The following is a 21,937-nucleotide window of genomic DNA, read 5'->3' as shown; positions in this document are numbered from 1 at the left end:
TCAATTATTCATGATCGCACTGCCTAGCAATTTTTCATCTATACTTATTTTAACTTTTGATTTTATCCTATTTACATATTCATCAACTAACAATGAGGATTTTTCTTTCTTAGCCAGATTTTCTGCAATCTTTTTAACTTGATCAAAATTCTTTAGCTGACCATTTTTTTTTCCTATGACTTTAAATATTCCGTACATCTCTTGAATTTTAATCGGGCCAATAACTTTATTAATTTCACTCTTCCAAAGTGTGTCCTTTAGAATTCCATATTTTGACAATTCAGCAAATCCCATAATTCCTTTATTCTTGGCAGACCATTCCCTCAATGAATATTTCTCAGCTAATGAACCAAAGTCTGAATTGTTTTTTAAGTCATTGATAATATTTTCTGCTAATGATTTATCCTTCAAAATGATTTCCTGTACATTCATTTCATCTGATGCTGTAAAATATATTGAATTGTCGTCATAGAATTTTTTGATTGTGCTATCCGGTAAAGTCACAGCATCACTAATCTCTTTTCTTTTATAGGCCAAATAAATCATATTATGGTACTTTGGAATAATATTTCGAACAGCCGGATTGACATCATAACCTTTCTCAACTGCAATTTTGTATAGAATATCTTGTAATACAATTCCAGCAATAGCAGATTTTAAGTTGTCAATGGAAACTATTTTTTCTCGATGGAATGTAGGAATTTCATTTAATCTTCTTTCAATTTCATTCTGCTTATAAGATCTACCGGGGTATTTCACACAGATAGACGAAGAAGAGAAAGGTTTTCGAATTTCGGCAGATTCTGCTGATGAATATGGTAAATTATCTAAAATTTTCCCAAGCAATTTTTCATTGAACAACAATTTATCTGGAGTGAAATGTGTGTTTATGTAATCCTCTTCTGCAGGTTTTTTCTTTCTTAATCTTACTACTCCTTCCATATGATGTTTTTTACGAATAAACTCATCTTCGGTTAAGAGAGGATGAGGTACACGGTCTTCCAATTTTATAATGCTGTAACCATTTTTTGTTTTTACTGGCTTCGATATTTCACCAATTTTTAATGAATATGCTGCATCTTCAAACGCTGGATCCATGTCTCCCCAAGAAAAATAACCAAGGTATCCACCGTTATTTTGAAGAGTTGAATCGGTAAAAACTTGCTTAGCTAAAACTTTGAAATCAGCTCCGGTCTGCAAGAGCTGATACAAACTATTTGCTTCTTCCTCGGTTTGAGCAAATAAATGACGAGCACTAAGCTTTTCATTAGACCGATAGTAAGCTTCTCTAATTTCGGCATCAGTTACAGTAATTTTTGCGTAAATTTCTTGATCTTCCAGATAAGCAAGAATTGTTTGCTTGTCGGCCCATTTTAATTCTTTTTGGTATTCCGGATCGTTAAATATTTTTTTATTATCGTCATAATAATAAAGAAGAATTTCATTTATCATATTGTTCATAATTGATTTACGAAGAACAATATTGTCTTTTATGCCGGTAGAAAAGATATAATCGCTACACCGGGTAACAAAATCTTTTACCGTTATCTGATGTGATCCTACAGAGGTAATTACTTGATTAGGTAGCGCTAACTGTTGAGATTTGAGAGAAGAGTTGATAAAAAATAAAATAAAAAGAATAAATTTGAACCCAGCCTTATACTGTGTTTTCATTTTTACATTTCAGTAAGGTAAAAAACAAAGGATCAAAAGAATGACCCAACTTGTGATTTCCGTAAAAGTGCGATTGGTTTGATTTTCAATATTAATTTACTAAAACCATTAACTAAAAATCAAATTATTATTGATAGGATTCTTTTTTTACATTCCTGTTGTACAGCGTAATTTGAACAAATACTTTCACTATTTTTTAACATCTATTTCATTATGTTAAATAGTAATTTCTCCGGAAAAAGATGACCCATGAATAAAATAATACGTCCTAAACAAGTAACGCTAAACGACATTGCCCAAAAATTAGGTGTTTCAATTATCACCGTCTCGAAAGCTTTGCGAGGACATCCGGATATTTCCCATAACACTACTGAGCTCATTAAAAAAACTGCAGATGACTTAGGATATTCACCTAATTTCATGGCACGAAATCTAGCTTCAAGAAAATCCAATACTATAGGCGTTGTTCTTCCACAAATTTCACATCATTTTTTCAGCTTGATTATGGATCAGATTTATAATTATGCAATGATGATCAATTACGAAGTCTTTCTTACGGTTTCTCAAGAAAATGCCGAAATGCAGAAGAAACAAATTCAAACTCTTCTTTCAATGAGAGTTGATGGCATAATCATTTCAATTTCTCAAGATACCAACGATTTCGGAATCTTTGAAACCGCTAAAAACAGACAGGTGCCGTTAGTATTTATGGATCGCATTCCTAATTTGGACAATTGTAATACTGTTACAGTTGATGACAGAGGCGGCGCCTATAAAGTAATCGATCATGCGATTAATCTCGGATATAAAAAGATTGGTCATTTCGCAGGCTATACAAATATTAACATCGGACGGGAAAGAATACTTGGTTTTACACAAGCGATGACCGATCATGGATTTGAAGTTAACCATGATTGGATTTTAGAAGGTGACTTCGGTGAAAAGAGTGGTTACGATTCTTTCATGAAATTGTATCACGATAAAAATCTTCCGGATTTAATTCTTGCGGTAACATACCCGGTTGCAATCGGTATTTATACTGCAGCGAAAGAAGTCGGGATGAAAATTCCGGATGATATTGATTTGATCTGCTTTGGAAATTCTCCAGTTCAGAATTTCTTATCACCTCCGCTTAGCTGCGTCAATCAACCGGCAGAAGAGTTAGCAACTAAATCGATGGAACTTCTTCTGGATAACATTGACAATATTGGTGATTTTATAAATAAAAACATTGTCATAGATACTGAATTAATATTGCGCGGCACTTGTATTAAATGCAATAAATGTTAAGCAGAAAATTGTTTGTCTACCGGTCGGATTAACAATTACTTACATCTATTGGTCTAACTTGTTTACAAAATTGATTTGAGCAATCTCCACTGAATTTATTACCTTTTGCAACTTAATAAACTTTTACTTTCATAATCTTTTTTCTAAGGATCTGAACATTCAAATGGAAATTGAAGACAAGGCCAAAAAGCAAATTGAATCACTGCGCCTTCAATGTGAAAAGGAAGGACTTTTCAATTCACAATTATCGAAAAAAGATTATAATTATGAATTCACGGTAAACAGCGGAAAGGAAAAAATTAAGGTTCAGGTTTATTTCGGTAAAAAAGGAATAAAAACTATTCTTCAAGGTGATTTGAAATCTAATCTTTACAAAAAACTAAATAATCTAATATTAGATGAACCTAAACTTGATTTGAACGACTCGTCGTTTATAGAGCCGGTAAAATATATAGGTTCGGACGAATGCGGCAAAGGAGATTTTTTTGGACCGCTTGTCGTAGCGGCTGTATTTGTAAATGAAGAGACTAAAAAGCAACTTACAAAAGTCGGGGTTCGTGACAGCAAAGACTTAAGCGATAACATGATTACCTTATTGGCTAAAGAAATAAAACATATAATTGGTGAAAATTTCGAGATAGTTAGAGTTAATCCTCACAAGTACAATGAATTATACAAACAATTCAATAACCTCAATAAACTCCTTAACTGGGCTCACTCTAAAGCAATTGATAATTTGCTCGATAATACAATGTGCAAATTTGTCATTACTGATAAATTCAGCAAAAAAGAATTGGATGTGGTTTCTCTTTCTAAACATTCTGATGTTGAGTTTATTCAAGAAACCAAAGCCGAAAAATATATTGGGGTTGCTGCCGCATCGATTCTTGCAAGGAACAGTTTTGTTGATTGGTTTGAATCTCATTCAAGAAAAGGGCTGGTTCTGCCAAAGGGTTCATCAATTGAGACTGAAAAATTTGCAAAAAAATTACTCCAAAAAATCGGAGAAGAAAAATTGAGTGAACTTGGAAAATTACATTTCAAAACTTTTGCAAAAATAAAATAGTTCTGAAGCTTCATAAATTTTTCATCATAAGTAACGGGTAAACAAGTGGCTAAATCAAAAGTAAAAAGAATTGGTATTTTAACCGGGGGTGGAGATTGTCCTGGATTGAATGCTGTAATACGCGGTGTTACTAAACCGGCACAGGATATGGGTTTGAAAGTGCTTGGTATTCTTGATGGATTTGAAGGACTCGTTGAAGGGAAATCTCATGAGCTATACAATAAAGATGTATCCGGAATTTTAGCAACCGGAGGAACAATCCTTGGCTCCTCTAATAAAGGAGATCCGTTTCATTGGCCGGAAGAAATTAATGGTAGACTAAAAATAGTTGACCGCTCAAAAGATGCGATGAGAAATTATCTTGCATGGAATATTGATGCTATGATAGCAATTGGCGGCGATGGAACAATGCACATCTCAAATAAATTGAGCCAGATGGGAATGAATATCATCGGTGTTCCGAAAACAATTGATAATGATCTTGAAGCAACCGATCAAACATTCGGGCACGACTCCGCTCTTTATGTTGTCTCGGAAGCATTAGATCGCCTGCATACAACAGCTTCGGCGCATCACCGTGTTATGGTTATAGAAGTTATGGGAAGATACGCAGGATGGATTGCTCTGAACGGCGGTTTGTCCGGCGGTGCGGATATAATATTAATTCCTGAACTTCCATTTGATTGGAATGTGGTTTATGATAGAGTTATTCAAAGAAATATGAGCGGAAAAAGATTTAGTCTTGTTTGTGTAGCGGAGGGCGCCAAACCTAAAAACGGTTCATTAATTACAAAAGCAAAAGACATAAGAAGAACCGATCCGATTCAGCTTGGTGGCATCGGCGAGTATGTCGCAAAGATGATCTCTGAAAATACTGGATTAGAAACACGTTATACCGTACTTGGGCATCTGCAGAGAGGCGGAAGTCCATCACCTTTCGATAGAATATTAGCTACAAAATTTGGAACGAATGCTATTCAACTCGCCGTTAAAAAACAATTTGGAAAAATGGTTGCCTTAAAAGGAGCAGAAATTAAAAGCGTTCGCATTGTAGATGCAATTGCACGGCAGAAATTAGTCAAGCCGAAAGATCAAGCAGTATTAGCTGCAAGTGCAGTAGGTGTAAGTTTCGGGACAGAAAAATTATAACTCTTGCTTTGGATATGGTTTAATTGCTATTTTTGTCCGCCCTTAAAAAAGGCACGTTCTTTTACGGGGTCGTAGTTCAGTTGGTTAGAACGCCTGCCTGTCACGCAGGAGGTCGCGAGTTCGAGTCTCGTCGGCCCCGCCACTTAGACTGTTAAAAGAGATTTCTGAAGTATAGAAATTATTATGCGTGCAATAATATACAGCACGTTAACGAAACAATAATTCCACATTGATTAAGGAAGGGAATTAAGTTCTTAAATTTTAACTCTGAGCAACAATTAATTTAGCGATTCTAAATTAGATGGAAGAGAATCTTCACATCAACCTATTTTCTCCTTATCCAATTTAATCTCCGTCATATACGTTTTTCATTTAACTCGTCTTGAGTCGGATCGCAAATCGGTTATTTAATTTCTTGTCAGGGAAATAAAAACAACAAAAGGAGTAAGTGATGAACATTTACGTAGGTAATTTATCCCAGCAAGCAACCGAACAAGATTTAGAAGGTCTTTTCAAAGAATTCGGCGCCGTAGCAAGCGTAAAAATTATACGCGATATGTTTAGCGGCGAATCAAAAGGTTTTGCATTCGTAGAAATGAATGACAAAGCCGCCGGTACAAAGGCAATTGAAGAACTAAACACCAAAGAAGTAAAAGGCAAAAAAATTGTTGTCAACGAAGCTCGTCCTAAAACAGATACCAGACGCGGCGGCGGCGGCGGTGGAAACCGTGGCGGTGGCGGCGGAAATCGTGGCGGCGGAAGCAGCGGCGGTGGCGGAAAACGCTGGTAATATTTTTTTTAATTTTTGATTATCTTATATTGTGTTTGCCCCTAGGGCATATTCTAAAATAATTATAGGGATCTTGGTCCCACTACTTGCATCCCGCCTCTTGGCGGGATTTTTTTATATGAAAATGACAACCAATTATAACAACCTCTCACCGGACTATGATTTACGTTATAAAGTAAATCCAATGGAGGGAATCAATAAAGCACTTCTCAATATCATTTCTGAAAATAAATTTAGCAATATTCTTGAGATTGGGTGCGGAACCGGGCATTGGCTGAAAAAATTAGATCATGGCCTCAACAAATTCGGTGTTGATTTTTCTGCGGGAATGCTTAAAGAAGCGCAAAGGAACATTAACAAAATTAATTTGATACGCGCCGATGCCAATTCCCTTCCCTTTGCCAGCAGTAAATTTGATTTTATCTTTTGTGTCAATGCAATCCATCAATTCGAGAATAAAAAAGAGTTCATTCGGGATTCTTCCCGGTTTTTAAAACCAGATGGAGTTCTAACAATAATTGGTTTAGATCCGGGTAATAAAAATGATAACTGGTATATATATGATTTCTTTGAAGGTACACTTGAAAAAGATTTGAACCGGTTCCCCTCATTCGAATTAATTGAGCTCTGGATGAAAGAAGCCGGATTGCGGAATGTTAAAATAAATATTGTGGAAAATATTATTAATGATATGACCGGGGAAGAAGTTTTTAACGACACATTTTTACTTAAGAACCAATCATCACAACTTGCCTCATTGAGCGACAAAGAATACTCTGCTGGAATCAATAAGATAAAGGAAGCGGTAGAGATAAATCCGAAAATGATTTTTCCAGTCAGACTAAGTTTTATTTCTGTCTCCGGGAAGAATATTTAATCGTATAAAATTGTAAATCGACCGGGGAATTAAGTCCTCCCTTTATTAGTTAATATTAATTAAAAAATGTTAAGAACTGTTAAATGTCAATCGTGATTGATAAAAACCGGCAACTTTTTTTATCTCATGGAACTCTAACGGTATAACATTTCAGGCTACAAGCTAAGGAGAACTCAAATGAACCGTTTTATTACTACTACATTTATTTCACTTTTATTTATTTGCAATATCATGTCTGCCCAGCAGATGAAAACATTTAGTTTTAACAAAGATGCAGCAGAATTTTTTCCGGAGATTAAAGGGATGGCAATCTTCGAAAATGGAAAGGTTGTGCTAGGTCCAATGCCCGAATCTGATCAGCGGGAAAAAATATATCAGCAGCTCGATCTTCAGACCGGTGATGAAATACAATTTGTAAACGGTAACAGAATTAAAACCATGAGTGATTTCAAAAAATATTTCGGCACTGCTGAAGTAGGAAAAGAAGTTAAGCTGGGAATAAAGAGAAATGATCAGCGCTTTATTGTCTCATTTATAAAAGCAAAACAGGAGATGGGAGGAAAACAGGTTATTAGAATCGGCGGTGATGGCACCGGCAATATGAAAGTTGAGAGTGGAAAAGTTATTGTAGGGAATAAAAAACTTGACCCGGATTCACTGAAGAAAGCCGGCGGAAATGTTATCATCAAATCTGAAAAGAAAAAATAATTTAGCCAAGAGGACAGATGAAAAAACTGATACTGTTATTATTCATTCTAATAGTAGGCGATCTTTGTGCTCAATCCTCGGGATCTTATTACAATCCTAAAGACGATAAATACCGTTTGCTCGGATTGAAACGCGCAAAAGAACAATATGATGTTGCCAAATCCGATTACGATCGTCAACAGGCAATGTTTGGTAAACAACTGATCTCACAACAGGAATTACAACGATCGAAAAGTGTTTACTCCGACGCCGAAGTAAATTATTACCAGGCGCTGCTCGCAGTTTTGTTTGAGGAACAATATGTAACCGTTGCCGAAGCCGTAAAATACCAATCAAAAGACGGCAAAAAACATGTAAGACTTAAACTTGCCAACGCTTCAAGCGGCGGAGAAGAGTTTAAAAAACTTATTAACATTGAAGATGCGTTATTCAAATCTCTGCAGCCGGAAGTAGTTAATAATATTTATGTCTCTATTCTGAACGGATCAAACTCAATAATAAGCCAACCGTATGAAGCTAAAATAGATGAGTTGCATTACGGGAAACCGCAGACAATTGATTTCACACTGCTTCAGGATTTAGATGAAGTTACTGTAAACATAATTTATGGTAATGGAACACAACGAGCGCCCAAAATTTTTCTCCAGAAAGATCAGTCTGTAAATAAAGTTGTTCTACAATCAGATCAATTCTCACAGGAAGTTGATCTTGGCGGCTCGGCTTCATTTTCAATGTCGTTAGAACTTTTCAGCGGGACTACAAACACTTATAAATTAGAAGCAGTTAATCTCCCAAAACAGATAAATAAATTTTTTGTTGATCCGGCTACACAAGCACGTTTGAGCCAATTCAAATTCGGCGAGAGTACTCAAACACGTAAAACAAATTTGCAAGTCTTTCTACCCGACCGTTCAACCGGTGAAGTACAGATTGATAAACCGATTTCATTCTTTGTTCTGGCAATTCCGTATGACAAAGTAAACAGTATCGATTTGAACGAAGATAGAATTTGGAAAAAGGAAGAATTAGATAAACTCGATATAGGTTATCTTAAACTAGAGATCATACCGCGAGGCACTGGCGAATTAAAAGTAAACTCGGGACAACTCTATTTTTCGATTCTGCCGGGAAATAAAATTGAAGTGCCGATCGATATTAAGAACGAAGGAACTCGCCGTCTTGACAATGTTGAATTTGAACTTGATCTTCCTTTGAATTGGACTCAATCGATCAATCCGAAAATTGTTGAATCAATTGATATCAGAGAAGAAAAACGAATCGTATTCACATTAACACCCCCGGACAATGTTACAGTCGGCAAATATGATATCCGTCTGCGCACAACATGTCTGGCAGATGATAAATTAGTAAAAGCCGAAGACAAGACAATCACTATTGAAGTGAAACAATCCGACAATGTAATCGGGACCATCTTGATTGTATTATTAATTATAGGTCTGGTTGCTGGAATAGTAATATTCGGAATTAAACTTACAAGAAAATAGAGGTGAAAAATGAGTGAGCAAAATGGAAATTATCCTATGCTGCAGGCTGTACATCTAACCAAAAAATATGAAGACGGGCTGTTGGCTTTAGACGATATCAATTTTACAGTTAGCACCGGACAGGTTTACGCAATGCTCGGGGGAAACGGAGCCGGCAAAACAACTACAATAAATATTTTTCTTAATCTTATTGAACCGACAAGCGGACATACAAAAATTAACGGCATTGTCTCGCACGAAAATCCCCTTAAAGCAAAAGAGTTTGTTTCCTTTGTTTCGGAAAATGTAATGCTCTATCCCGAGTTCACCGCAATTCAGAATTTAGACTTCTTTGTAAAGCTTGGCGGAAAATTAAATTACACTAAAGATGATTTTAAGCGCGTTCTATTGAGAGTTGGATTGCAGGAAAACGCATTCAATAAGAAGTTGAAAGGGTTTTCTAAAGGGATGCGTCAGAAGTGCGGAATCGCAATCGCAATCTTAAAAAACGCACCCGCAATTCTACTCGACGAACCGACAAGCGGTCTCGATCCGAAAGCTGGTCTTGAATTGATCCGGCTTCTTGATGAATTGAGAAACGAAGGAAAAGCAATTTTAATGTCAACTCACGATATCTTCCGCGCCAAAGAACTTGCTGATGAAGTTGGAATTATGAATGACGGCAAAATTGTAATGCAGAAATCGAGAGATGAAATTAAGCATGAGGATCTTGAGAAACTTTATGTGGAATACATGGCAGGCTATATGGAAAAAGTTGCTTGACAAAACGGCGGTTTGATTTAAGCAAATCTTTGTTCCGTTTGAAACGGGTTTTTAATTCGTTATGACTTATTAAGGAAAAAAATTATGCTTACACTTATAATTAAAAAAGAACTGAAGGAAATTGTTGGCTCATCCAAATTTGCTTATAGTTTTGCTGTCTGCGCCGTATTGATTCTGCTTACTTTTTATGTCGGAGCTCAAAACTACAGAATAAATAAACAGCAGTATGACGCTGCAGTTGCAGAAGATATACGCTCTATGTCCGGCATAACCGACTGGAGGATGATTAACCACAAAATATTTTTACCGCCTTTGCCTCTTTCCTCGCTTGTTTCGGGTATCTCGAATGATATCGGAAGAAACATAGAGGTACGCGGACGAGGGGAACTCTCACCAACAGATAGCAAATTCAACGAAGACCCGATCTACGCAGTATTTCGGTTTCTTGATCTAAATTTTTTATTTCAAATCATCCTTTCCCTATTCGCAATTCTCTTATGTTATAATTCGATAAACGGAGAGAAAGAAAACGGCACTTTAAGATTGGTTTTCTCCAACTCGCTTCCGAAAGATAAATTCATTCTCGGCAAAATAATCGGATCGTTCATTGCTCTTGTCGCTCCTTTAATAATTCCAATGCTTGTCGGCGCTTTATTATTGATGATTATGAAAATTCCTATGTTTGCGGAGGATTGGTTCAAACTAGCTTTGATTATTTTTTCGGGGATTCTTCTTTTTGCAGTCTTCTTAAATCTTTCTGTTTTCCTGTCAACGTTAACACGTAGATCGTCAAATTCATTTCTTATTCTTCTTGTGATTTGGATAATGTTCATTCTTGTAATTCCTAAAATTTCCGTTATGATTGCAGGGCGTGCGGTTAACGTGCCATCTGTAGATGAGATCAATTCTAAAAAAAATATTTTTGCCCAGCAGCTTGGAAGAGAATATATGAACAAGATGAGCAAATTCACCGCTCCGAACAACGGCGATGTGATGAAGGAATTTCAAAAGTTTATGGAGAAGAATAATGATGAGAGAGATGAGAAGACAAGAGCATTTACTGAGAAAGTGAATCAAGAACGAAGTAACAAACAGATTCTTCAGGAGAATCTTGCGTTCGGTATTTCCAGAATATCGCCGTCGGCTAGTTTTTCATTAGCAAGCGCAAGCTTAGCAGGTACTTCCTTAGATCTTGTTCGCAGCTACCGAGATCAAGCAGAGAATTATCAAAAAACTTTCGCGAATTTTCAAAAAAGTAAAACCGGCGGTACAACCGGTAGCGGAATGATTTTTACAATCAGAAATGAAGGAGACAATAAACCACCGGAAATAAAACCGTCGGAGCTGCCTCAATTCGAATTTAAACCCGAGCCGCTTTCCAAATCTCTATCCGCCTCTCTTGTCGATTTCGGTTTATTGATTCTGTTCAATTTTATCTTTTTCGGTGCATCATACATGGGATTTCTAAAATTCGATCTGCGTTAATCAGGAGGAACTATGTTTAAATTACTCGTAGAGAAAGAATTAAAAAATATAATACAAAGCCCAAAGTTTGTGGCTACGTTTATCACTTGTTCCGTGTTAATTATTTTAAGCTTCGCGATCGGAATAAATGAATACAATAATTCGGTTAAACAATTTAACACAGCAAAGGAATTGTCTAAGCAAGAAATGACGCAGTCGCGTTCGTGGTTTGGACTGGCTTCAAAAGGATTCAGGCAGCCTGACCCGATGCAGATCTTCTCTGCCGGTGTTAATAATGATATTGGTAGGTACTCAATTGTACATAGCACTAAAGATGTTAAACTTCAAAACAGCTATTATTCCGATGACCCGGTCTTCGCGGTTTTTCGTTATGTTGATTTCACATTTATTGTAACGGTTATATTCTCATTGTTTGCAATATTGTTTACCTATAATTCTATAAATGGGGAAAAAGAAGACGGAACGATGCGGCTGATCTTTTCCAATTCAATTCCCCGCACAACATTTATAACGGCAAAGTTTGTTGGCTCCTGGCTTGGATTAGTAGTTCCGCTGCTAATTCCGATTCTGATAGGACTTTTAATGCTGCTTCTATTTAAAATCCCGCTCTCGGCATTTCATTGGATCAGCATTTCAATTCTGATTTTTATGGCAATCCTTTACCTAACATTTTTCAGTGCGTTCGGAGTTTTTATTTCATCACTTACAAAATATTCATCAGTTTCATTTTTAATTTTGCTTGTAGCCTGGATACTATTTGTTTTTATTATTCCCCGCGCCGGCGTTATGACAGCCTCACAATTTATAAAAGTGCCCTCGATTGCAGAAGCAGAGAGTATGAAAGATGCATATTCAAAAAATAAGTGGGATCAACATTTTCAGCAATTATCAACACTCTGGGCTAATCGAAACTCAGAAATGAAGGGAATGAGCGAATCGGAAAAACAAGCATATCAAGATGATAATAGTTACGCTTGGCTTGAACAAGAAGATAAACTCCGCACCGAAATGCAAAAACAGATTAGCGATTATTCATTAAAATTAGGAGAGGATTTGAGAAATAAACAATCCGCTCTTGAAAAAATGGCGTTAACAATTTCACGGTTTTCTCCTGCTTCATCATTTCAACTTGCGTCTATGAATCTATCATCAACCGGAATTGATTTGAAAGCCCGTTATGAGAAAGAGATTCAGGATTACAAAAAGAATTTTGTTGATTATACCGCCAAGAAACAGAAAGAGAGCGGCAATCAGGCTGGGATGTTCAGAATTTCAGTCGATAGTAAAAGTGGTGTAAAAATTAGTACCGGTAGAAATGAAAGTACTCTTGATATTAAAGATGTACCTATATATACGCCATCAAATTTTACACTAGCCGAGGTTATTAGTCCGACAATTATTGACATCGGTTTGTTGATATTATATTCTATTCTTTCATACGGGGCAGCATTTTTTGTTTTTAGAAAATATGATTTAAGATAACGATCTATAAATATTCTGTTTGTAATCAATTTTTCCAGCAGCGGCATAAATTTATTTTGTGCCGCTTTATTTTTACCCAAAAAATAATTTAAAACCTTTCAACCTTTTGTGTGAATGTTTCGTCTAAAGATGTGAAAGGAAAAATAAAATGGAACAGATTAATGGAAGACAGCTTCACGAGAAGCTCGGAATAAAAGAAGGATTTCAGATCAAACTTATAAATGAACCAGAAAATTTCATCGATTCATTCAATGGAATGCACGACCGGGTTCATTTTCACCAAAGACTTAAAGAACCGGTTGATTTGATCCACCTTTTCACACGTTCTAAAAAGGAATTAATGGTTGAATTTCCGACATTGAAAAATTACCTAAAGGAAAACGGCGCTTTTTGGGTATCATGGCCAAAGAGAAATTCTAATCATATTTCCGACTTGAACCACAATGTAGTTAGAGAAATCGGTTTGATGAATGGTCTTATTGATTCTAAAGTTTGCTCAATTGATGAAAATTGGTCTGCATTGAAATTTATTTTCCGAACAAAAGAGAAATAAAATGAAAATTTTTTTATGGCTGGTACTGCTCTTCTTCTGTGCGCCTTTAGCAATATTTGTTTTGGTCCTCTATCCCATTGTCTGGCTCTTTTTGCTGCCGTTCAGAATGATTGGCATTGCCGTGGATGGTGTGTTCGATTTGCTCGGTGCGATACTTAAACTCCCCGCAAAAATTCTACGGGGAATTTAGAAATTAGCTCATTATGATTTTTCTTTCTTCGGCGACCATTCTTTTAAGAAAGTCATGATCTTTTCAGCATCATAAGATTTCTCTTTTTCAAGTTCTTCGGTTTTCTTAGAGAATAAGAATTTTCCGTCTTTCTCTAATATATAAATATGCGGATAGCCGGCAACTGCTGGGTACTGAGAAAGAAATTTTTCGTTCTTGTTATCAGGACTCCAGTTTACTTTTAATACAACGAAGTTATCGTGCATATAATTTTTTAATTCCGGATTTGCATCAAAAAATCCATCCAGCCGGTGACACCAAATGCACCATTCCCCTCCGACATCAAGTAAAATTCTTTTATCTGTTTTTTGTGCTTCTTCAACTGCAATCTTAAGATCCTCAAAAGGATTTTTAGACGGATCGAATTTTGGGGCGCTACTTTTCTCTTGTATGGTTTGAGCATTCATAATATTCATAAAGAATACAAACACCATCAATCCTGACAAAAACAGTTTTTTCATGACAACCTCGATTGATTTGGAAATTTATTTACATTTTTTAAATACGCTTCAGTATTCAGATCAAAAATAATACTATTTTGGGATTAGAAAGAGCAAAAACAAATGACTTCTGAGAATAAATTATATTATTTGATCGAGCTGGTTGATGACTTGAGCGAAGAGGTACGCGCTGAAATAGTGCAGCAATTGAATAATTACGGTTTTACTTTGGAAAGGGATTTGAAGGAGCTTCCCGCAAATGTTGTAGCTGATAAGATGATTCACTTAGCTCCAATCCTTACTTCTAATAGAATGAACTGGCTTGAGAAAAATTGGCAGAACTGGTTTAATAAAACTACTCATCACGAAAAAATCGAATGCGCTCTCGATCTTATTTCACGGTTTCATTACGGAATCTATTTTACTCCCGCACTTTCAGAACTGCTCGACCAACTATCGAATGAATTTAAAAATAAAATACCGTACGGCGACGAACTTGATTTGACTAATTTTTTATTTCATGAAAAAGAATTGAGCGGCTCAAAAGATGATTATTATAATCCGTTTAATTGCAATCCAATTTATACTATCAAAGAGAAAAAGGGCCTTCCAATAACTCTTTCATTGATCTACATACTTATTGGCGATCGCCTCGGATTTGATATTCACGGCTGCAATTTTCCGGGACATTTTTTAGCCAAGATATATTCTGATGATGAGATTATTTTAATTGACTGTTTCAACAAAGGAAAAATTATATTCGAGAGTGATATCAATGAAGCACTTGATTACCCGGTGGATTCCATTATCGATGTGATTCACAATGATGTTTCGGCTGAAGTGATTATTACTCGCGTTGCTAATAATCTAATAAATGCCTACAAATTCATTAATGATTACAATTGTACAAATCTTTTCAAAAACCTTTCGAAACAAATTCCAAGTAAATCTTCCATTTAAACAATCTTTCTTCTTGAGCTAAATTTGTTTAGTTTAATTCAGCATAAACAAAATAGGTTAACCGATATGTCACTTGGAGGATTTCTTTTACTGCTGGTTATAGCCGCTATCTGCGGCGCAATTGGTCAGAGCATTGCAGGTTATTCGCTCGGAGGATGTTTTGTTTCTATTTTTATTGGATTTATAGGCGCGTGGCTCGGTCCTTTAATTGCCAAAGAATTGGATCTGCCGATGTTCTATACAATACGAGTTCAAGGAAGAGAATTTCCATTTGTATGGTCAATAATCGGCTCGGCTATTTTTGCTCTCGTTGTTGGAATGTTGACAAGAGGAAGAAACCGACCATCGAATTAATTTTCCTTCGAGAGATTATGAACTAACATTACCCCGGACTGGTTTTAGATTAGAAAGACCAATTAAATGTCATTAACGGACAGAAATCCCAACCGGCTCATCCACGAAAAAAGTCCTTACCTTTTACAGCATGCACATATCCTTGTTGTGCGACTCAAATAAAATACGTTTTAATATAAAATAATTTCTTAGGATAATAGACACCTTAATAATATTTTTTACATCTTTATTTTTACTAAAAAAATATTATTGCAAAATGAAATCAAAGAATTATGAATAAAATATTTGGACTATACAAAGTAAAAAATGTAAACAGCATGAATATTTTACTTTTTGTTTTTTCATTAGCTTACTGGTTTTCATGCAGTACATTGCATCTAAAAGTCACCGACTTTCTCACAGATTGGGTTGAAACCCCATGGGGCAAGTTTATCCCACGGGATTCATCTATTGAAGTGGGAGTTCTTATATCGGTTTTATTTTTTTTCACCATCATCTATAAATTTTCCAAAGGCAAAAAAAGGTTAATCTCTTCATGCTATTGGTTGTTTGTAATTATTTCAGTGTTCTTGTCATTTAGATATTTAATAACAGCCCCCATTGAGATTGTCCACTATCCCCAATATGCTATACTTTCCTTTTTGATCGCAAAATCAGTTGATCCCTCAAAGAAAAAATTTTTATTAGGACGTATTTTATTTTGGGTTACAATCTTGGGAATTATTGATGAGATGGACCAATATTTCTATTTGACAAAGCAGTTTACTCAGTATCTGGATTTTAATGATTTTTCACTGAACACAGTTGGTGCGGCTATTGGCTTGATGACATATTATGGATTCGCTGATTTTGAGGAAACTAAAATTATTTTTTCGAAGATTTTTAATTCACTTGAGATTAGAATAACAATAATATTTTTTACAGTTTTTTTTATTTTAATAGTTGTTGGTATTATTGTGAAATCCCCGCCCAAAGAGGTAACATCAGCTGATATTATTAACAGTCATGAATCTTTTAAAATATTTTTAGAAAGGATTCCGGGTAAAGTAGGATCTTGGCAAGAGAGAGATCTTGGAGGTTATTTTTACACACTCAGTTACTTGAGCGGTTCGTTATTAATTTTAATCCAGATATTAATTTTTAGTTTATATAGTACCGACATCTTCACAAAACTAAAACTATTAATCTCAAAACAGAAACGTTTTAGTTAACCTCCAATTATTTTAAAAAACTATTTCATCAAGATCATTTTCTTTGTTTGTGTAAATTCTCCTGCTTCAATTCTATAAAAATATATTCCGCTTGGTATTTCTTTGGCATCAAATTCAATCTCGTAAAAGCCTGCTGTTTGTTCTCCACTTAGAATTGTTTTTACTTCTCGCCCCAGCATATCAAATATTTTTAATTGTATAAACGCATTTTGTGGGAGCTCATATTTTATTTTTGTAGAGGGATTGAACGGATTCGGAAAATTCTGATAGAGTGAAAATTCATTTGGAATCGGATCGCTTGTAACATCTGTCAAACCAACATTAATATCAAAACTGGTTGCTAAAAAGTCATTGTTAGCCGCATCAATTGCGGTGACAGTAATGATACAATCACCTATTGAAAGAGGAGTAACGCTTAATGAAGATCCGGTTACAGATGCGCTTGCAACTAAGGTATTAGATGATTGAGCAGTAAATGATAGTGTTCCAACATTGCCTTGGAATGTGTTTGCTAATGAAATATTCCTTACCCCAGCTGATATAACTAACCATTGTTTTGGAATTGTTGTTTTAACAGATAGATTGGTTAACATTTCTGACAAAGGACGTCGCCATATATTGCCGCTCCCATTAGCAAGAAATAGATATGAACCCATTATTGCAATACATTTTGTATTAAATTCAGTAAGACCCGTATTTACAGCAGACCAATTTGAACCATTATTTTTTGATAAATAGACACCTCCACCATTAATCCCAGCGAAAAGATTTGTTTGACTAACCACTAGAGAAGGTATTGTTAAACTGGTTAGTCCATTATTTACTAACGTCCAAGTCGCTAATATCGTGTTGAAAAGATATACACCATCATTTGTCCCAGCGAATAGATTAGTGCCAATAACAGCTATTGTGTTAATGGATAAACCGGATATCCCAGCAACTGTCCAAACAGTTCCACCATTGGCAGTTTGAAAAACACCGCCTGATGAAGTTCCGGCAAAGAGGGTTGAGCCCATTACAGCTAATGACTGAACGATATGATCTGATAATCCGGTATTAACACTTGTCCAGCTAGTGGCATTATTAGAAGATGCATAAACACCACCTCCATTGGTCCCCGCAAAAATATTGGCACTACCAACAGCAAGAGCATTAACTATTGTATAGCTCATACCATTATTTCCTTTGTTAACGATATCCCATCTGCCACCATTGTTTGTAGAAAAATAAACTCCGTCATTAGTTCCGGCAAATACATAGTTACCACTGACCGTCATAGTATTCACTGTAATATTCACAAGCCCGCTGAATACCCAAGTTAAACCATTGTCTGTTGATGTATGAATACCACTTTGGGTTCCCGCAAAAAGTGTTGATTCCTTTAATGCCAAACAATAAACATTACCCGCTGAAGGTTTGCCGACCTTTATCCATCCCTGAGAAAAACTTGTGTTAACAATAATTAAAGTCAATAAAATAGTTATTGGAATAAGACGTGCAAATATCTTCATCACAAATTCCTCCGTTTTATTTATAACTTAAATTCAATTGTTCATTTTCCAATGAACACATTTTTCTCACCGTTCTGAACTGTTTAATGGGAATGTTCGTTATTGAGTTAATCAGGACACTGGATTTTCAAATAGATTATAGCAAGATAATATGACTTTGTAAAGCAGAATTACCGATACTTACCAAAAATGAACTATGGAAAATTTAATTCCGTTTATGATATAAAAGGATTTAATGATTCAATCTCGCCAAAATTCTAATCGACTCATCAACGAAAAAAGTCCGTACCTTTTGCAGCATGCACATAATCCCGTTAATTGGTATCCGTGGAGTGACGAAGCTTTTGAGAAAGCAAAGCGCGAGGATAAACCTGTCTTTCTTTCAATTGGATATTCAACCTGCCATTGGTGCCATGTGATGGAACATGAATCATTTGAGGATGAAGAAACAGCACATCTAATGAATCAAGTTTTCATTTCAATAAAAGTTGACCGTGAAGAACGTCCTGATATTGATAACATTTATATGATGGTCTGTCAAATGATGAACGGCAGCGGTGGCTGGCCTTTAACTATTATCATGACTCCCGGTAAAAAACCCTTCTTCTCGGGAACATATTTTCCCAAGGAAAGCCACTACGGAAGAATCGGATTTAAAGATTTAATTTTGAAAATTGATGAAGCATGGAGAACAAATCGGAATGAGATTGTAAAGAGTTCGGAAGAAATTACAAATTATCTCAAGGAATCATACTCTTTCAATACTCCGGAACAATTAAGTACAGAAATTTTTGAGGATGCATACAGGAATTTTGAAAAACGATTTGATGCTGTACACGGCGGTTTTGGAACAGCACCAAAATTTCCTTCACCCCACAATTTGATGTTTCTTCTCCGTTATTGGAAAAGAACCGGCACTCAAAAGGCACTTGAAATGGTAACCAAAACTTTGCTCAAGATGCGTCAGGGAGGGATTTTTGATCAAATTGGTTTTGGTTTTCACAGATATTCAACTGATGCTAAATGGCTTGTTCCGCACTTTGAAAAAATGTTATACGATCAAGCGCTTTTAATAATGGCTTATATTGAAGTGTACCAAGCAACGGGAATTAGCGAATTCAAGGAAACTGTAGATGAAATTGTATCGTACGTTTTACGTGATATGACTTCACTCGACGGTGGGTTTTATTCTGCCGAAGATGCGGACAGTGATGGTGTTGAAGGCAAATATTACATCTGGAATCAACAAGAATTAATAGATGTTCTTGGAAAAGATGATGCTGACATTGCATTCAAAGTATTTAAAATAAGCGCTGAAGGTAATTTCAAAGAAGAATCAACAAATCAGAATACAGGTTCAAACATTTTACATCTTGCCGATTCAAAAGAAAATTTAGTTAGTGAAAATCGTTTGGAAAAAATTCGGATTAAACTTTTTGAATACCGCAAAAATAGAATTCGCCCTTATAAAGATGATAAGATCCTTTCGGATTGGAATGCTTTAATGATTGCTGCACTAGCAAAAGCAGGACGTGTGTTTGATAATTCTAAATATATTAAGACTGCAGAGCTCGCACTTGAATTCATAAATAGACATCTAACAATCGCAGATGGTAGATTATTACACAGATTCAGAAATGGTGAATCGAGTTTAACTGCCAATATCGATGACAATGCATTTACGATCTGGGCGCTGCTTGAATTGTATGAATCAACTTTCAAAGCTGATTATATAAAGGAAGCAATTCTATTAACCGAATTATCTATTAAACATTTCTGGGATAATAATAACGGTGGTTTTTTCTTCACACCTGACTTTGGCGAATCGTTAATCGCAAGGACAAAAGAATATTATGACGGTGCAATCCCTTCGGCAAACTCGGTTTTGGCCACTAATCTTTTGCGCCTTGCAAGAATTACTGCTGACTCTAAATATGAAACCTTTGCCAATAAAATTTTTGACTCTGCTTCATCAATACTTTGCAAAAACCCGCAGGCATTCACGCTGCTTCTTTGCTCATTGGATTTCGCTTGGGGCCCGAGTTTTGAGGTTATTGTTGCGGGCAACTTTCATGATGAGAAAACAAAAAAAACATTAGCACGACTCTCTCAACCATTTATACCAAATAAAGTTGTTGTTTTTGAAGATGAAGAAGATGAGAATCATTGTCTCCCATTCAACTATCTCAATAAATACACAACCATTCAATCTCAACCAACCTTTTATGTGTGTAAAAACTTTTCTTGTAACATGCCAACAACAGATTTGGATGAAGCGTTAAAACAGCTAAGCTGAAATACGAATTTACATTTCTATTTTTTACAAAAAGACACTAGTTTTTGTCAAAGGTGCCGGGTTTTGGATGCTTTTAGAATGTATTAATTTCTTAAATATTGTGGTTTCGGTTTATAAAGCAATGATTTTGTAAAAATTTTCATATACCCCCCCACCACCATCTAGTGAAAACCAATGTAAATTTTGGAAAAGAACTATCTTTAAATATAGTCTCAAAGATTAGGTTCAATTTGTCGTAAAATCGCCTAAGGTATTCTATTTACTTCTCGAGAAAAAATTTTGATGTTCATATTCCACTTTGATTTTGGTAACATTATCTTCTTTACTTAGTAAATTGTTACGACGATGGTTTTTTTTTAATGATATATCAAATTATCTTTGGATTTACGTTCGTAGTTTAAAAGGATTTTTATAAAATTTATTGATATGAATTTTGTTGATGTAAATTTGAATCTTCTAATATAATTTTTGCACGTTCGTCCCCATTCTCTGAACCGAAAATGAGTATCTTTTCTTTGAAATCATCGGGAATATCTAGATTTAAAAGTAAATTATTCCTTTGCCAAAAATGTTCTGCATGCTGGGAATTACGTAAAAGTGCCCGAACATACATGTCTACAGATAAATGATCTAGCCCCTGAAAATGATAGTTGAGTGCGATATTGTAATAACACTCGCCATAATCCGGATCTATTTTTAGCGCATCTACATAGCACTTAGTGGACTTTTCATTCTCGTCAATTAGCGAAAAACAAAAACCTAACTTAAAGATGAGGGTAGGGTCGTCTGGATAAAGTAGTATAAGCTCTTGTAATAACTTTATTGATTCTAGATATTCTTCGGCATGTAAATAAGCATAAGAAAGTTTTTCTAATATTTCTCTATTCCCATTCATTTTAATGGATGCAGCAAGTAGAATTTCGATTGCCATTTTATAAAACTTTAAATCGATAAAATTGTGTGCATAATTAATAATATAGTCAACATTTTCGGGATTAAGATTCTTTGCCTTTTCAAAATAAATTCCGGCAACCACAAAATCATTTGACTTCCTATAACAAAGACCCAAATTGAAAAAGGCAGGAGCGTGGAAAGGGCTTTGTTCAATATTTAATTTTAAGTGGTAACATGCATCCTCAAGCAGATCTAATTCATAATAACAAAAAGCAATACTATTTAATACTTCATAATCCCTTGGGTTTAATGCAATGGATCCTTTATAGTATTCGATAGCTTTAAAGTAATGTCCTTCTTTTTTATGAAAATTAGCTACTTTTTTAAGTTCATCAAACAGATATCCTATTATCTTTTGTTTTGAACAACAAATAATTTTCCATTCTTCTCCCAAATATTGCTGTATCTCTTCTTTTAATTTTAGAGCATACCAATGAATACTTTTTATGCTGTAATAACTATTTGGTTTTTCAACATAACTTTTAATCGTTTTAACCCAGAGTTTTATTTTATTTTTGATTTCATCATTTATAGGTAAATCTTCATAAGTCGTATACAATGGATCTACAACATTATGGTTGGAATCCAATATGTAGGGTGTAATTCTGAAATAGTATTTAATCATGATCTTCTCCATAATT

General features: G+C 35.3%; 20 protein-coding genes and 1 tRNA gene. 17 read left to right on the top strand and 4 right to left on the bottom strand.

Features of this window, described 5'->3' with window-relative positions:
- Positions 1-1,674 carry a peptidylprolyl isomerase gene (locus NTX65_12305; protein ID MCX6170119.1) on the bottom strand — a complete coding sequence of 558 codons (1,674 nt, stop codon included), beginning with the start codon at positions 1,672-1,674 and terminating at the stop codon, positions 1-3.
- Between the two features lie 249 nt (positions 1,675-1,923).
- On the opposite strand from NTX65_12305, the gene NTX65_12300 reads away from it, so the two are divergent.
- The 13 genes from NTX65_12300 to NTX65_12240 all read left to right on the top strand — a co-directional run bounded on the left by NTX65_12300 (position 1,924) and on the right by NTX65_12240 (position 13,531).
- Positions 1,924-2,964, top strand: a complete 1,041-nt coding sequence (locus NTX65_12300) for a LacI family DNA-binding transcriptional regulator (GenBank protein ID MCX6170118.1) — start codon at positions 1,924-1,926, stop codon at positions 2,962-2,964.
- 163 nt (positions 2,965-3,127) lie between these two features.
- The gene (gene rnhC / locus NTX65_12295) at positions 3,128-4,030 is read left to right on the top strand and encodes a ribonuclease HIII (GenBank protein MCX6170117.1); all 903 of its coding nucleotides are present in this window, start codon (positions 3,128-3,130) and stop codon (positions 4,028-4,030) included.
- A 45-nt stretch (positions 4,031-4,075) separates the two neighbouring features.
- On the top strand, positions 4,076-5,179 hold the full coding sequence (locus NTX65_12290; protein MCX6170116.1) for an ATP-dependent 6-phosphofructokinase: 1,104 nt from the start codon (positions 4,076-4,078) through the stop codon (positions 5,177-5,179).
- Between the two features lie 65 nt (positions 5,180-5,244).
- Positions 5,245-5,321 (top strand) — tRNA-Asp (locus NTX65_12285).
- Positions 5,322-5,630: 309 nt separating this feature from the next.
- The gene (locus tag NTX65_12280) at positions 5,631-5,969 is read left to right on the top strand and encodes an RNA-binding protein (protein ID MCX6170115.1); all 339 of its coding nucleotides are present in this window, start codon (positions 5,631-5,633) and stop codon (positions 5,967-5,969) included.
- Between the two features lie 118 nt (positions 5,970-6,087).
- On the top strand, positions 6,088-6,846 hold the full coding sequence (locus NTX65_12275) for a class I SAM-dependent methyltransferase (GenBank protein MCX6170114.1): 759 nt from the start codon (positions 6,088-6,090) through the stop codon (positions 6,844-6,846).
- Positions 6,847-7,023: 177 nt separating this feature from the next.
- On the top strand, positions 7,024-7,554 hold the full coding sequence (locus NTX65_12270) for a PDZ domain-containing protein (protein ID MCX6170113.1): 531 nt from the start codon (positions 7,024-7,026) through the stop codon (positions 7,552-7,554).
- Between the two features lie 17 nt (positions 7,555-7,571).
- Positions 7,572-9,059, top strand: a complete 1,488-nt coding sequence (locus NTX65_12265; GenBank protein MCX6170112.1) for an NEW3 domain-containing protein — start codon at positions 7,572-7,574, stop codon at positions 9,057-9,059.
- A 9-nt stretch (positions 9,060-9,068) separates the two neighbouring features.
- Positions 9,069-9,821: an ABC transporter ATP-binding protein gene (locus tag NTX65_12260; protein MCX6170111.1), complete on the top strand. Its 753-nt coding sequence runs from the start codon at positions 9,069-9,071 to the stop codon at positions 9,819-9,821.
- Positions 9,822-9,905: 84 nt separating this feature from the next.
- Positions 9,906-11,306 (top strand): ABC transporter permease, encoded by a 1,401-nt coding sequence (locus NTX65_12255; protein ID MCX6170110.1) that lies wholly within the window; start codon positions 9,906-9,908, stop codon positions 11,304-11,306.
- Between the two features lie 12 nt (positions 11,307-11,318).
- Positions 11,319-12,788, top strand: coding sequence for an ABC transporter permease (locus tag NTX65_12250; GenBank protein ID MCX6170109.1), 1,470 nt, complete (start codon positions 11,319-11,321; stop codon positions 12,786-12,788).
- A 148-nt stretch (positions 12,789-12,936) separates the two neighbouring features.
- A complete protein-coding gene (locus tag NTX65_12245) occupies positions 12,937-13,341 on the top strand; it encodes a hypothetical protein (GenBank protein MCX6170108.1) in 405 nt (134 codons plus the stop codon).
- A gap of 1 nt (position 13,342) precedes the next feature.
- Entirely contained in the window at positions 13,343-13,531 is a 189-nt protein-coding gene (locus tag NTX65_12240; GenBank protein MCX6170107.1) for a hypothetical protein, read from the top strand.
- Between the two features lie 11 nt (positions 13,532-13,542).
- On the opposite strand, the gene NTX65_12235 is transcribed toward NTX65_12240, so the two are convergent.
- Positions 13,543-14,031, bottom strand: coding sequence for a thioredoxin family protein (locus NTX65_12235; protein ID MCX6170106.1), 489 nt, complete (start codon positions 14,029-14,031; stop codon positions 13,543-13,545).
- A 102-nt stretch (positions 14,032-14,133) separates the two neighbouring features.
- Between NTX65_12235 and NTX65_12230 the strand changes: the two genes are divergently transcribed.
- The 3 genes from NTX65_12230 to NTX65_12220 all read left to right on the top strand — a co-directional run bounded on the left by NTX65_12230 (position 14,134) and on the right by NTX65_12220 (position 16,535).
- Positions 14,134-14,970, top strand: a complete 837-nt coding sequence (locus NTX65_12230; GenBank protein MCX6170105.1) for a transglutaminase-like domain-containing protein — start codon at positions 14,134-14,136, stop codon at positions 14,968-14,970.
- Between the two features lie 24 nt (positions 14,971-14,994).
- Positions 14,995-15,324: a GlsB/YeaQ/YmgE family stress response membrane protein gene (locus NTX65_12225; GenBank protein ID MCX6170104.1), complete on the top strand. Its 330-nt coding sequence runs from the start codon at positions 14,995-14,997 to the stop codon at positions 15,322-15,324.
- A 272-nt stretch (positions 15,325-15,596) separates the two neighbouring features.
- Positions 15,597-16,535 (top strand): hypothetical protein, encoded by a 939-nt coding sequence (locus NTX65_12220; GenBank protein MCX6170103.1) that lies wholly within the window; start codon positions 15,597-15,599, stop codon positions 16,533-16,535.
- A gap of 20 nt (positions 16,536-16,555) precedes the next feature.
- On the opposite strand, the gene NTX65_12215 is transcribed toward NTX65_12220, so the two are convergent.
- The gene (locus NTX65_12215; protein MCX6170102.1) at positions 16,556-18,046 is read right to left on the bottom strand and encodes a T9SS type A sorting domain-containing protein; all 1,491 of its coding nucleotides are present in this window, start codon (positions 18,044-18,046) and stop codon (positions 16,556-16,558) included.
- A 235-nt stretch (positions 18,047-18,281) separates the two neighbouring features.
- Between NTX65_12215 and NTX65_12210 the strand changes: the two genes are divergently transcribed.
- Positions 18,282-20,342: a thioredoxin domain-containing protein gene (locus NTX65_12210; GenBank protein ID MCX6170101.1), complete on the top strand. Its 2,061-nt coding sequence runs from the start codon at positions 18,282-18,284 to the stop codon at positions 20,340-20,342.
- 418 nt (positions 20,343-20,760) lie between these two features.
- On the opposite strand, the gene NTX65_12205 is transcribed toward NTX65_12210, so the two are convergent.
- The gene (locus NTX65_12205; protein MCX6170100.1) at positions 20,761-21,921 is read right to left on the bottom strand and encodes a hypothetical protein; all 1,161 of its coding nucleotides are present in this window, start codon (positions 21,919-21,921) and stop codon (positions 20,761-20,763) included.
- Positions 21,922-21,937 lie beyond the last annotated feature (16 nt).

The organism is Ignavibacteriales bacterium, from assembly GCA_026390795.1.
Taxonomy (GTDB): Bacteria; Bacteroidota; Ignavibacteria; order Ignavibacteriales; family Melioribacteraceae; genus Fen-1258.
Note: the sequence above shows the minus strand (reverse complement) of the source record. Positions and strands in the feature narration are given on the sequence as shown.